Source organism: Streptomyces sp. A18 (assembly GCF_059026065.1).
This window is the reverse complement of sequence record NZ_JBWLKL010000177.1, coordinates 1-263: the sequence shown is the minus strand read 5'-3', so window position 1 is coordinate 263 and position 263 is coordinate 1. Positions and strand designations below refer to the sequence as shown.

General features: G+C 68.1%; 1 protein-coding gene. It reads right to left on the bottom strand.

Annotated elements, in window-relative coordinates; genetic code table 11:
* A partial coding sequence (locus tag AC5P1C_RS44035) for a hypothetical protein (protein WP_493871618.1) occupies positions 1-220 on the bottom strand: 220 nt, incomplete at its 3' end.
* Between the last annotated feature and the right edge of the window lie 43 nt (positions 221-263).

Sequence of the window (263 nt, the reverse complement as noted above, 5' to 3'; positions counted from 1 at the left end):
ACAGGCTGAACTCGCCCCGTACCGGAGGGCTGGAGCGCGGTTCCTGCACGGCACCTTCCTGCACGGCACCTTCGACAAGCCAGGCGCTCGGCCCGCTGCGTGCCGCGATGACCGGCTTGGCCTGCGCAGTGATCGTGATGGCACTGTTCGCGGTGATGTCCACGTAAGCCAGCACCGCCGAGGGCGCTTCAGCCGGCCGATCCTGCTGTTTCGGCGGCATCGCGGTACCGGACGTTGATGCGCTGGGCTTCCTCGAGCTGGTC